Origin of the sequence: Micromonospora sp. NPDC050200 (assembly GCF_040656135.1) — a bacterium.
In the GTDB taxonomy this organism is placed as follows: Bacteria; Actinomycetota; Actinomycetes; order Mycobacteriales; family Micromonosporaceae; genus Micromonospora.
Genome location: NZ_JBFALG010000031.1, coordinates 73,010 through 84,047, shown reverse-complemented (window position 1 = coordinate 84,047; position 11,038 = coordinate 73,010). Strand labels below are relative to the sequence as shown.

Here is an 11,038-nt window from a genome sequence, read left to right as displayed (position 1 = left end):
CGCGGCCTCGGCGGCGGCCGCCTCGGCCTGCCGTATCGCCGCACCGGCGGCGGCGGTGGCCCGCTGGGCGTCGGCGCGGGCGGCGTCACGCTCGACGGTCAGGTCGGCGGCGCGCTGCCGGTCGGTGTCCCGTTCGGCGCGCACGGTACGCAGCTCGTGGCGGGCCGCGTCGCGGTCCCGTTCGGCCTGCGCCCGCAGTGCCTCGGCGGCGCTGGCGTCGCGGCGGGCGACGTCCCGGTCCGCCTCGGCCCGGTCGGCGTGTTCCCGCGCGTCGGCGGCCCGCGCGTCGGCCTGCTCGGCCCGGGCCAGGGCGGCGTCGCGGTCGGCGGTGGCCGCGCGGGCCTCCTGCCGGGCGCGGGTGGCCTCGGCGGCGGCTGTCTCGGCGTCCCCCCGGGCCTCGTCCCGCTCGGTGTGCGCCCGGGCGGTCTCGGCGGCGGTCTCGGCGCGCAGCTGCGCCAGCTGGCGTTCCACCCCGACCGGGGAGAGCTCGGCGTGCAGCGCCTCGGTCAGCGTCTCGACGATCTGGTCGAGCCGGTCCACCGCCTCCCAGGTGCGGGCCACCTGCCCGGGCAGGCCGGGGGCGTTGCGGTGCCGCATCCGGGAGTTGCGCGAGGCCCGCTGGCACGCGCCGTCGTTGTCCCGGCAGTAGCGGAACGGCCGGCCGGCGCCGACGCGCTGCGGCACGTCCCGTCCACAGTGGGCGCAGGGGCGGGTGTCGGCGGCGGCGGGCTGGGCGTCCATCGAGGCGAAGTCTAGTGCGGTGACCGGGACGGTCGGTTCCCGGCGCGGGCGGGGCGCCCGCGCCGGCCGGCTGGTGCGCCGTGGCGTCGGTCGCCGCCCAGGACCTCGACGCCGCGCCGCGGTACGCCGTCACCCCGCGACGGCACCGGCTAACGTGTGCCGATGGCCGTCTCCCCGTACGTGACCAGGCTGCGCGCCCACATCGGTCACGACCTGCTCCTGCTGCCCGGGGTCAGCGGTGTGGTGCGCGACGACGCGGGGCGGGTGCTGCTGGCCCGGCGCGGCGACAACGGCCACTGGTCCGTGCCCGCCGGCATCGTGGACCCGGGCGAGCAGCCGGCCGACGCCGTCGTGCGGGAGGTCTTCGAGGAGACCGGCGTGCGGGTACGCGTCGAGCGGGTCGGCGGCGTCGCCACCCACCCGGTGGTCTACCCCAACGGCGACGCCTGCGAGTACCTCAACGTGTGGTTCCGCTGCGCGCCGGTCGGCGGCGAGCCCCGGGCCGACGGCGACGAGTCGACCGAGGTGGGCTGGTTCGCCCCGGAAGACCTGCCGGAGCTGGACGACTGGGCGCGGCTGCGCATCGACACCACGCTGCGCGAGGACGCCCCCACCTGGCACGCGCGGCCCGGCGAGCGGCACCCGGCGCTGCGGCAGCCCCACGCGCTCTGACCCGCCGGGAAGGGCGGTCAGGTCACCCGGTGGCGACGGCGGCCCGGGAGCGGTCGGCGGCGATCCGCACCGCGAGGCCGGCCAGCACGCTGCCCATCACGTACCGCTGCGCCCGCGCCCAGCCCGGCCGGCGGACCAGGAACGCCGACACCGAACCGGCGGTGAGCACGATCAGCGCGTTGACGGTCAGCGCGATCACGATCTGGGTGAGGCCGAGCAGCAGGCTCTGCACCGCCACGTTGCCGCGTACCGGGTCGACGAACTGGGGCAGCAGCGACACGTACAGGATGGCGATCTTCGGGTTGAGCAGGTTGGTGACCAGGCCCATGGTGAACAGCCGCCGCGGCCGGTCCGGCGGCAGCGCCGCCGGGGTGAAGGCCGAACGCCCGCCCGGCCGCAGCGTCCGCCAGGCCAGCCAGAGCAGGTACGCCGCGCCGGCCAACTTCACCGCCGTGTACAGCGGCGGCACCAGCACGAAGACCGTGGCGATGCCGGCCACCGCGGCGGCCAGGTAGACCAGGAACCCGACCGCCACCCCGAGCAGGGACACCAGCCCGGCGCGGCGGCCCTGGGTCACCGACCGGGACACCAGGTAGACCATGTTCGGCCCGGGCGTCAGCACCAGACCCAGTGCCACCAGACCGATCCCCACCAGCGCGCCGACCGTGACCACGGCACCCACCTCCCCGTCCCGTGGCGACCCTACGCCCCCTGCCGCCGACCCCGGGAGTCCGGAGCGCAAGCACCGCCGAGACCGGCCCGGTCGGGGCTGCCGGGCGGGGTGGTCCCGGGTGAGACTGCACGGGTGTCCATGATCCTGCGAGCCGCCGCCACCGCGTCCGCCCCCGCGCTCCTCCTGCGTCCGTGGCGGGACGACGACGCCGACGCCCTGCTGGAGGTGTACCGCGATCCGGTGCTGCTGGCCCGCACCCGCCATCCGCTGACCACCCGGGCCGAGGCCCGGCGGTGGTTGACCCGCCACCGGCAGGGCTGGGCGGCCGGCCGCTGGTTCAGCTTCGCCGTCCATGAGTCGCACCCCGACGGCGACGCCGACCGGCTGGTCGCCCACATCCTGCTCAAGGACGTGGTACCCGGGCGGGCTGACGCGGAGGTGGGCTACTGGACGGCGGCCCACGCCCGCGGTCGCGGCGTCGCGCCCCGGGCCCTGGAAGCCGTCACCCGGTGGGCGTTCACCCGGTTCGCGGCCGGCGGGCTGACCCGCCTGGAACTGCTGCACCAGCTCGACAACCCGGCGTCCTGCCGGGTCGCGGAGAAGACCGGGTACGGCTTCGTCGAGGTGCTGCCCGCCCGGCCGCCGTTCCCCCTCGACGGGCACCGGCACGTCCGCTGGCGAGCGTGAGGCTCACCAGCCGGCGAGGAACAGCGATCCGGCGGCGACCAGACCCGCCTCGACCAGCACGACGAAGAGCCGGTCGCTGATCCGGGCCACCACGCGCCGGCCCAGCGCGGCGCCGAGCAGGGTCGCCGGGGTCAGCGCGACGCACAGCAGCAGCACCTCCCGGTCCAGCAGGCCACCGGCGGCGTACCCGACGGTCTTGGACAGGTGCAGGGTCAGCGCCCCCGCCGCCTCGGTGCCGACGTACCCGGCCCGGGTCAGCCCGTACGCGAGGAAGAACGGCGCGGTCAGCGGGCCGACCGAGCCGAGCAGCGCCGACCCGAGGCCGGACGCCGCGCCGACCACCACGAACCTCCGCTCCTCCGGGCGGCCCGGCCGCCGTCCCCACCGCCGCCACGCCACGACACCGAGCAGGAAGACGCCCAGCAGCCGCTTCAACGCCGCCAGCGGAGCGTGGGCCAGCAACAGCGCCCCGGCCACGGCGAACGGCACCGCGCCGAGGGCGAACCGCCCGGTCAGCGGCCAGTTCAGCTCGCGACGGTTGAGCCACACCCGGGCGCCGTTGCTGGCCAGTTGGGTGAGGGTCAGCACCGGCACCGCCACCCGCAGCCCGAACAGGGCGGTGAAGACCGGCAGCAGGAGCACACCGCCACCGAAACCGGTCACCGCGGACAGCAGCGCCAGGCCGCACGCCGCCGCGGACGCGACCAGCAGGGTGTCGACGCTCACCCGACCGGCGGTGGCGTCGCGTCGGCGGCGGGGCCGAGCAGGCGCAGCAGCAGGCGGGGCTCACCGGGCCAGGCGGCCAGCAGCACCTCGCGGGGCACCTGCCGACCGGCGTAGCGCAGCGCGAGGGCGACCACCACGATGTCGTCCAGCGGGCCGATGATCGGCAGGAACTCCGGGATGAGGTCGATCGGGCTGGCCAGCCAGATCCCCGCCACCACGATGGCGATCTTCGCGCGACGGGGGACTCGCGGATCGGCGCGCAGTCGACGCACGGTGGTCAGGCAGTCGGGGATGAACGCCGCCAGGTCCCGCAGGATGCCCGGGGGCAGCCGCCGGGCGAGCAGCACCAGCAGCGCCCAACTGGCGAGCAGGCAGGCCACCGCCACCCCGAGGCCGACCAGCCAGTCCCGCACGCGTCCCCCTTCGTCGAGCCTGCCGGGAATGTACGCCGGGTGGTCCCGGCCCGGCCAGCGGAGGGAATGCCGGCCGGGTCGCGGGCGCTGAATCGTCCCGGTGGTGCGGCTACGGTGGGATACGGGGAGGTGTCGGCATGACCAGCGCGTGGGAGGCGGCCGTCGAGGCGCAGATCCGCACCGCGCAGGAGCGCGGCGAGTTCGACAACCTGCCGGGCATGGGCAAGCCGATCCCGGGCCGTGGCCTGCCGTACGACGAGTCGTGGTGGATCAAGAGCTTCCTGGAGCGGGAGGCCCTGCCCAGCGACCTGCTGCTGCCGACGCCGCTGCAACTGCGCAGGAAGGTCGAGCAGGTCCCCGACGAGGTCCGTGACCTGCCGACGGAGCAGTCCGTACGGGCGTTCGTCGCCGACCTCAACGCGCAGATCGTCGCCTGGCTGCGTAACCCGGCCGGTCCCCGGGTCGTCGTGCGGCCGGTCAACGCCGACGACGTCGTGGACCGGTGGAGGACGGGACGGGAACAGGCGGCGGCCCGTACCCCGGCGGTGCCGGTGGAGCAGCCGAGCGGCCGGCCGCGGTGGCGCTGGCGCTTGCCGTGGCGGCGTCGCCGTTGAGTCCACCTCCGGTGGCGTCGGGTCAGAACAGGAAGCAGACGCCACCGCACAGACGCTCTCCGCCGAGTAAGCCTCGAGACTGGCAGGCAGAAGAACGCTGAACGGCCCGGTCCGCGTGACCCCGGATGGCGAGGTCAAGCTCGACATGACAAGCCGTCTACCGGTTGGCTGACCGACGTCTGGACGCATCGCCGACAGTTGAATGCTGCACCTAGGCAGGGGTGCGGTTCACCAGGACGCGGGCGAGGACGACGGTGACGATGCCGGCGAGGACGACGCTGAGCAGGCCGACGCGCAGGCTGGTGAGGTCGGCGACGAATCCGACGAGGGGTGGGGACAGCAGGAATCCGCCTCGCAGGAGCCAGCTGACGATGGTGAGGCCGGTGCCGCTGGGTAGTCCGGGGAGTTCGTCGGCGGTGTGCATGGCGGCGGGTACGAGGGTGGCGACGCCGAGCCCGGCGAGGGCGAAGCCGGCCAGTGCGGTACCCACGGAGGGCACGGTGAGGGCGGCGCCCATGCCGACGGCGGAGATGGCTCCTCCGGCGCGGACGACGGTGCGCTGGCCGAAGCGGTCCACGGCGCGGTCGCCGGTGAGGCGGCCGACGGTCATGGCGACCTGGAGCGCCACGAAGGCGAGGCCGGCGGTGGCGGCGCTGGTGTGCAGGTCCCCGCTGAGGTAAATGGCGCCCCAGGACGCGCCAGCGTCCTCGACGAGGGCGCCGCAGGCGGCGAGCACGCCGAGCGCGGCGAGCATCCGCACCGCCGCGCCGCTGAACGCGCGCCAGCCTCCGTGAGGGGCCGACGGGGCGGCCGGATGGCCGTCGGCGGCGGCGAGGTCCGGGGCTTCGGCGTGGCGTTCGGCGTCTTCCGGGCCGGGCAGCAGGAACCGGTAGGCGCCGAGGGCCACGATGCTGAACAGCGCCGCGGAGATGCCGAGGTGAACTGCGAGGGGGGTGTGGAGGCCGGCGGCGGCCGCGCCCATCAGGCCGCCCAGGACGGCACCGATGCTCCACACGCCGTGGAACGAGTTGACGATGGACCGGCCGTAGAGGCGCTGCACCCGCAGGCCATGCGCGTTTTGGGCGACGTCCACGATGGCGTCGAGCGCGCCGACGACGAACAGCACGGCGCCGAAAGCGATCCAGTTCGGGGCGGCCGGGATGGCGAGGGTCGCGGCGGCGAGCAGGACGATGCCGAGCGCTGCCACGCGGGAGGACCGGAACCGGCGGATCGCGGCGGCCGCGAGCAGCCCGGCCAGCAGCGCGCCCAGCGGGAACGCGGCCAGGGCTGCGCCGAGCACGGCGTTGCCCAGGCCGAGGTCGGCCTTGATCTGCGGGTATCGCGGGACGACGTTGGCGAACAGGGCGCCGTTGGTCAGGAACAGCGCGGCAACGGCGGCGCGGGCCAGACGCGCCTGCCGCGTCGGCGCGGCGGAAGCGGTGCGGGGGGCGGTGGTGGCGGACATGGCGGTTCCGATCGCGCGGTGAGGTAGGGGTGGGGTGTGGGTCAGCGTAGGTAGCGGTCGACGGCGTGGCGGATCTGCTCGGGCGTCATCGGCTCGGTCGACAGGGCGCTGTGCAGCACGAGCCCTTCGATGAGGGCGTCGAGTTCCCGGGCGGTGGTGACGTCGAAGTGGCGTTCCAGCGCCTGGCGGCTGCGACGCATCCACGCCTGCGTGACCGCCTTCAGGGCCGGTTTGCGGGCTGCCGCCACGTACAGCTCCACGGTGAGGATCAGGTCGTGCCGTGAGCCGAGCAGGTCGTCCGACACCAGCGTGATGACGGCCTCGACCGCCGCGTCACGGTCCTGGGCGGCGCCCAGACGCTCGTCGAAGACGCGGGCGACCGATTCGGCGTGCCGGGTGAACGCCTCGGCGAGCACCTCGTCCAGGGAGGCGAAGTGATAGGTCATCGACCCCAGCGGCACGTCCGCGACGCGGGCGATCTCCCGGTGCGTCGTGCCCGCCACGCCGCGCTCGGCGATGACGGTGAGCGCGGCGTCGATCAGCCGGTCCCGCCGCCCGGGGTCGTGCCGGCGAGGCCGCCGCGGCGTGGTGGTGAGGTCGCTCATGCCGTACCCGGCTCGATCGTGCGGATCACCCGGGCGGGATTGCCGACCGCGACCACGTTCGCCGGCAGCCATACGTTGTCGCCGATGGTGATCGGTGCGACATCGAGTGCCACGAGACCGAAGTTGGCGAACGACCGGGCGCCGACGCGGATGTGGCTGCCGTGGTCCACCCGCAACGGCGGCCGGATTTCCGTGCCCTCACCGATCGCCGCGAGTAGCTCGATCAGCAGCTGGCGGCGCTCCTGTTGATCACGGGCCGACGTCGCGTCCATCAGGTCCATGGCAGGTTGTGCTCGGCCAGCTGCGGGTCGTCAGCGATGTACAGGTCACCGGCGAGCATCCGCTCGCGCATGGAATGCCCATCCGAGGCAGTGGTCATGTGTACGAGCGTACACATGCAATGTACGCGTGTACACAGCAATGGCAGAGACAGCGGCGGCTGCACTCGCACTCAGGGGCACGCCCGACCGCGCCGCCGGCCGGCATCTGGGATTGAGGAAGGGGCGCCGGGCCAGCTCTAGTGGCAGTGCAGGAGGACGTCCGTCGCCCTCGCTCGCTCAGTCGACGGCGGCCTGCCAGTTCCACGCCGTACGTCGAGGTCGGCCGTCGAGGTCGCCCCGGCCGGTCATCCAGAGCAGCACCTCGGTCGCGTCGCCGGCCGGGGCGTCCGGGAAGAGCCGGCGCAGCACCTGGGCGGCGAGGGGTTCCGGTAGCCGCCAGGGGATGTCGAGGCCCCCGGTGATGTCGTGGGTGTGCAGGAGGGTCTCGGCGACACCCATCGCGGCGAAGCCGGCCGGGTCGCACGGCCCCCAGTGCCAGGCCCGCGTGTCGGGTGTGGCGGTGTCGACGGCCGCGCCGAGCAATGCGGCGCACGCGGTGACCACCCGCAGCACGTCCGCCGGGTCGGCGTCGGCGTGCACCCGCAGGTCGACGGGGAGATAGCCGTCCGCGGGCCGGCCGGCGACCTGGCCGGCGTAGGCGAGCAGGTCGTGCGCGACGTGCGCGGCGGTCGTCCAGCACGACCACTCGAGCCCGGCGGCGGGCACCGACCAGTCGTGGTCCGCGTACGAGGTGAGCGTCCGCAGCATCCCGTCGGCCGCGGCCCGCACGTCCGCTCCGGTCATGGTCACCATGACCCCGACGTTGCTGTCGCTTCTCGTTCGATCTGGCGAGGCTGGTGTGGGTTGACCTGCGGTTCGCCAGCTGGGTGTGGTGTGGTCACTGGTCATCGTCTCTCACTTGAAGTGGCGGATTTCGGGGAAGGGTGTTCGTGTATAGCTGGCACGGTGCCGCTGCCAGAACTCGGTGCGGATCTGGAGGTGCTTGTGCCGGTGCTGGGCGATCCACTGTTGAAGGGCGTTGACAGTGCTGCGGAAGCCGCCCCTGCCGAGGACGGTCCTTGGTCGTGGGAGCCAGTCCGCGAAGGCACGGGGCTCGTCGAGCCGCTGGGCAATGTGTCGGTAGAAGTTGGTCATGTCGATCTCTTCGACCATTGCGACATGGCGCCGCCATTCGAGATCGCAGAGGATCTCGGCAAGGGCGACTGCCTCGGGAAAGACCAGCAGCGGGGACGGGGTGAACGGCCCGTGGAACGTGCCGAGTGCGTGGCCGCGGTCGGTCCAGCGGGCATGCAGACGTGGGCTGTCGCGGTAGCTGGGTCGCGCCCAGTCCATGACGATCCAGATGGCCTGCGTGAACTGCTCTCGGGTCCATTCGTGATCGCGGTTGGCGGCGTGTAGCCGGCCGTAGCGGCGGTGCGCCGTGATGATCTCGGGTGTGTTGGTGAGGTCGACCTGGCGGGTGACTCGTGCCATGCCGGGGTCCAGCCAGCGGCGGTGCCGCCGGCAGAGCTGCGCGAACAGTAGGGGGTGGACCTTGACTCGGGGACGGCCTGGGATTCGGGCAATGCAGTGGTCGCAGTGGTCGCGTAGGTTCCCGGTCCGGTAGGGGTGGATGGCGGGAATGTCGGCGGGTAGGGCGTCGCGGCTGCGGTGGAGGCTGGGCAGGGCTGTTCTCAACTGCGCCACGGGCGTGCCGGTGAAGGTCTCCAGCCTGCGCAGTGAGTGTTGGTTGAGCGCGACCTCGTAGTCCTTGTCGAGCAGGTAGCGCGTGAGCCCGATGGTGGGTCGCCCGAGTGCCCCCAGCAGGATCGTTGGCCGGTCGAGGTCGTTGGCGGCGGCGAGCCGGAAGACGTAGGAGATCAGGGTCTCCCCGCGTACCGGCCGGACTCGGATCGGGAGTTGCTGGGCGGGTTGCTGCCAGAACCTCATCGCGGGTCGACGTTGGCGGGGCGGGTTGAACTGTGCTTGCGCGGCGATGTCGAGGATGACCGCGTCCAGGTGGGCTTTGCCCGACACGCCGCGCTCGATGCATCGGGACATCATTCCTCGCCACTTCCAATGAGAACTCGCCAGTGCACTGATCCAGCACTGGATCGATCGCGTGTTGCCCTGTTGATGCTGGCAGACTGATCGCATGACAGGTCTGACCGCCGAGCTCGTGGTCGATGGTCGTGACCCGCAGACCCCGGCGCTCGCCCCGAACGGGCGCCTGCTCTGCTACGTCCTCGCTCCCACCAGCCGGACCGGTGACCACCTCGACACCGAACTCTGGCTCGTCGACACCGATGGCGCCGTCGCGTCGCGCCGGGCGACCGCCGACACCGCAACCGAGTCCCGGCCACGCTGGTCGGCCGACTCGGAGACGCTGTTCTTCCTGTCCGACCGCGCCGACCGCGGTACCCCGCAGCTGCACGGGCTCACCCTCGCCGCCGGCACGATCACCACGTTGACCAGCTGGCGCGCCGGCGTCATCGACCACCTGCCGCTCACCGACCCCAATTTGGTCGCTCTGCTCGCCGAGGACGAACCCACCGAGCAGGACGCGCGCCGCGCCCGGGACCGCGACGATGCCATTGTCGTCGGCGAGCGCGAACCGCGTGCCCGGTTGCGCCTGCTCGACCTGCGCACCGGCCGGGTCACCACCCCGAATGTGTTCGGTGACCGGCACGTCGTGGAACTGCGGCAACGTCCCGACGGCGGCCCACTTGCCGTGCTGACCGGGGCCAGCGCCGATAACGACTACGGCCCGCGCACCGGCCAACTGCACCTGTTCGACCCCACGACCGGGACTGCAGAGAACCTCGGACCGGTCGGGGCAGACGCACGATCTCTGGCCTGGTGGCCGGGCGAGGACGGTTGGCACCTCGGTTACATCGCGCTCACCCCACCGGTTCTGCAGGCCGGCACTGCCGTGTTCGACCTGGCTGTGGACAGCCGCGTCCTGCGCAACCGCACCGCTGGTCTCTCGATGTGCCCCACCAAACTCTGCCAGACCGATGCCGCCCCGCTGGTTGTGTTCGCCGACGGCCTGAACACGACCCTGGCCCGACTCGACCCCACCGACCTCACGACCCTGTCGCATCACCCCGGACGCCTCGACAACCTCACCACCACCCCTGCCGGCGAAAAAATCGCGGTACTTACCGGTACCCGCTATCAACCCCCGAACGTTCACATCGGACCGCCAACCGGGCCGCTGCGAAGAATCACCAACACCCGCCCGGAACTGGACGGCATCGCACTCGGCACGCAACAACCGCTGGCCTACCGCGCCGCCGACGGCCTCGACCTGGACGGCTTGCTCGTACTGCCGGTCGGAAGAACCGCATCGGAAGGCCCGTTCCCGCTGGTCACGATCGTGCACGGAGGCCCGTACGATCGCTACGCCGATCGTTGCCAGTTGTTCTGGTTCCCCAGCGCGCAGTGGCTGGCCGCCGCCGGCTACGCGGTGTTGCTGCCCAACCCGCGCGGCGGCCAGGGCCATGGCCACCAGTTCGCCGCCAGCGTCGCAGGCCGGGTCGGACAGCAGGAGTGGACCGACATCCTGACCGGCATCGACCTGCTCATCGCCGAGGGCATCGCCGACCCCGACCGGCTGGGCATCGCTGGCTGGAGCCACGGCGGCTTCATGTCCGCCTGGGCCATCGGCCAGACCGACCGCTTCCGCGCCGCGTTGGTCGGCGCCGGCGTCATCGACTGGGGCATGCTCGCCGCGACCGGGGAGAACGGCCAGTTCGAAGCCGCGCTCGGTGGCAGCACCGGCTGGTCCGGCATCGGCCCACACCCACATGACGCGGTCAGCCCGATCTCCTTCGCCAGCCACATCCGTACTCCAGTGCTCATCTTGCACGGCGCCGAGGACACCAACGTTCCCCTCGGACAGGCCGTGTACCTCCACCGGGCGCTGCGCCACTTCGACGTCGAGCACGAGTTCGTGATCTACCCGAGAGAGGGCCACTCGATCCGGGAACGCAACCACCAACTCGACGTCCTGCGCCGGACCCGCGCCTGGTTTGATCGCTGGCTCCGGCCCTGACCGGGGGCGCATGGACCAGATGTCGTTGCTTCCCAACCGGGTCGTTACTGACCTGAGCTGACTTC

Annotated in this window: 13 protein-coding genes and 1 pseudogene; 4 read left to right on the top strand and 10 right to left on the bottom strand. The window is 72.8% G+C overall.

What is annotated here, in order from left to right; genetic code table 11:
- Positions 1-741, bottom strand: a pseudogene (locus tag AB0I41_RS21210) (hypothetical protein); the annotation flags it as partial.
- Positions 742-903: 162 nt separating this feature from the next.
- On the opposite strand from AB0I41_RS21210, the gene AB0I41_RS21205 reads away from it, so the two are divergent.
- Positions 904-1,413, top strand: coding sequence for an NUDIX domain-containing protein (locus AB0I41_RS21205; RefSeq protein ID WP_357110070.1), 510 nt, complete (start codon positions 904-906; stop codon positions 1,411-1,413).
- A 22-nt stretch (positions 1,414-1,435) separates the two neighbouring features.
- Here AB0I41_RS21205 and AB0I41_RS21200 read toward each other — a convergent pair whose 3' ends face one another.
- On the bottom strand, positions 1,436-2,086 hold the full coding sequence (locus AB0I41_RS21200; RefSeq protein WP_357110068.1) for a LysE family translocator: 651 nt from the start codon (positions 2,084-2,086) through the stop codon (positions 1,436-1,438).
- Positions 2,087-2,224: 138 nt separating this feature from the next.
- On the opposite strand from AB0I41_RS21200, the gene AB0I41_RS21195 reads away from it, so the two are divergent.
- Positions 2,225-2,773: a GNAT family N-acetyltransferase gene (locus AB0I41_RS21195; RefSeq protein WP_357110082.1), complete on the top strand. Its 549-nt coding sequence runs from the start codon at positions 2,225-2,227 to the stop codon at positions 2,771-2,773.
- A 3-nt stretch (positions 2,774-2,776) separates the two neighbouring features.
- Here AB0I41_RS21195 and AB0I41_RS21190 read toward each other — a convergent pair whose 3' ends face one another.
- Both AB0I41_RS21190 and AB0I41_RS21185 read right to left on the bottom strand, forming a co-directional pair.
- Positions 2,777-3,499 carry a sulfite exporter TauE/SafE family protein gene (locus tag AB0I41_RS21190; protein WP_357110065.1) on the bottom strand — a complete coding sequence of 241 codons (723 nt, stop codon included), beginning with the start codon at positions 3,497-3,499 and terminating at the stop codon, positions 2,777-2,779.
- Positions 3,496-3,912 (bottom strand): DUF1232 domain-containing protein, encoded by a 417-nt coding sequence (locus AB0I41_RS21185; RefSeq protein WP_357110062.1) that lies wholly within the window; start codon positions 3,910-3,912, stop codon positions 3,496-3,498. Before AB0I41_RS21185 ends, AB0I41_RS21190 begins: the two co-directional genes overlap by 4 nt.
- Positions 3,913-4,049: 137 nt before the next feature.
- Here AB0I41_RS21185 and AB0I41_RS21180 point away from each other — a divergent pair, with 137 nt between their 5' ends.
- Positions 4,050-4,526, top strand: a complete 477-nt coding sequence (locus tag AB0I41_RS21180) for a DUF1992 domain-containing protein (RefSeq protein WP_357110060.1) — start codon at positions 4,050-4,052, stop codon at positions 4,524-4,526.
- A gap of 211 nt (positions 4,527-4,737) precedes the next feature.
- Here AB0I41_RS21180 and AB0I41_RS21175 read toward each other — a convergent pair whose 3' ends face one another.
- The 6 genes from AB0I41_RS21175 to AB0I41_RS21150 all read right to left on the bottom strand — a co-directional run bounded on the left by AB0I41_RS21175 (position 4,738) and on the right by AB0I41_RS21150 (position 8,953).
- Positions 4,738-5,991, bottom strand: coding sequence for an MFS transporter (locus AB0I41_RS21175; protein ID WP_357110057.1), 1,254 nt, complete (start codon positions 5,989-5,991; stop codon positions 4,738-4,740).
- 41 nt (positions 5,992-6,032) lie between these two features.
- Complete coding sequence (locus AB0I41_RS21170) at positions 6,033-6,596, bottom strand: TetR family transcriptional regulator (RefSeq protein WP_357110054.1); 564 nt, start codon at positions 6,594-6,596, stop codon at positions 6,033-6,035.
- Positions 6,593-6,877 carry a hypothetical protein gene (locus tag AB0I41_RS21165; RefSeq protein ID WP_357110052.1) on the bottom strand — a complete coding sequence of 95 codons (285 nt, stop codon included), beginning with the start codon at positions 6,875-6,877 and terminating at the stop codon, positions 6,593-6,595. The genes AB0I41_RS21170 and AB0I41_RS21165 overlap by 4 nt, the downstream gene beginning before the upstream one ends.
- Positions 6,868-6,975: a maltose acetyltransferase domain-containing protein gene (locus tag AB0I41_RS21160; protein WP_357110050.1), complete on the bottom strand. Its 108-nt coding sequence runs from the start codon at positions 6,973-6,975 to the stop codon at positions 6,868-6,870. The genes AB0I41_RS21165 and AB0I41_RS21160 overlap by 10 nt, the downstream gene beginning before the upstream one ends.
- 178 nt (positions 6,976-7,153) lie before the next feature.
- The gene (locus AB0I41_RS21155) at positions 7,154-7,729 is read right to left on the bottom strand and encodes a DinB family protein (RefSeq protein ID WP_357110047.1); all 576 of its coding nucleotides are present in this window, start codon (positions 7,727-7,729) and stop codon (positions 7,154-7,156) included.
- A gap of 102 nt (positions 7,730-7,831) precedes the next feature.
- A complete protein-coding gene (locus AB0I41_RS21150; protein WP_357110044.1) occupies positions 7,832-8,953 on the bottom strand; it encodes a TniQ family protein in 1,122 nt (373 codons plus the stop codon).
- A 118-nt stretch (positions 8,954-9,071) separates the two neighbouring features.
- On the opposite strand from AB0I41_RS21150, the gene AB0I41_RS21145 reads away from it, so the two are divergent.
- Positions 9,072-10,973, top strand: a complete 1,902-nt coding sequence (locus AB0I41_RS21145; protein WP_357110041.1) for a prolyl oligopeptidase family serine peptidase — start codon at positions 9,072-9,074, stop codon at positions 10,971-10,973.
- Positions 10,974-11,038: the final 65 nt, after the last annotated feature.

Bases quoted from the DNA above. Each gene is read 5' to 3' on its own strand.
- AB0I41_RS21205 (WP_357110070.1), top strand. From the start codon at position 904: ATGGCCGTCTCCCCGTACGTGACCAGGCTGCGCGCCCACATCGGTCAC.
- AB0I41_RS21195 (WP_357110082.1), top strand. From the start codon at position 2,225: ATGATCCTGCGAGCCGCCGCCACCGCGTCCGCCCCCGCGCTCCTCCTG.
- AB0I41_RS21180 (WP_357110060.1), top strand. From the start codon at position 4,050: ATGACCAGCGCGTGGGAGGCGGCCGTCGAGGCGCAGATCCGCACCGCG.
- AB0I41_RS21175 (WP_357110057.1), bottom strand. From the start codon at position 5,991: ATGTCCGCCACCACCGCCCCCCGCACCGCTTCCGCCGCGCCGACGCGG.
- AB0I41_RS21170 (WP_357110054.1), bottom strand. From the start codon at position 6,596: ATGAGCGACCTCACCACCACGCCGCGGCGGCCTCGCCGGCACGACCCC.
- AB0I41_RS21165 (WP_357110052.1), bottom strand. From the start codon at position 6,877: ATGGACCTGATGGACGCGACGTCGGCCCGTGATCAACAGGAGCGCCGC.
- AB0I41_RS21160 (WP_357110050.1), bottom strand. From the start codon at position 6,975: ATGACCACTGCCTCGGATGGGCATTCCATGCGCGAGCGGATGCTCGCC.
- AB0I41_RS21155 (WP_357110047.1), bottom strand. From the start codon at position 7,729: ATGGTGACCATGACCGGAGCGGACGTGCGGGCCGCGGCCGACGGGATG.
- AB0I41_RS21145 (WP_357110041.1), top strand. From the start codon at position 9,072: ATGACAGGTCTGACCGCCGAGCTCGTGGTCGATGGTCGTGACCCGCAG.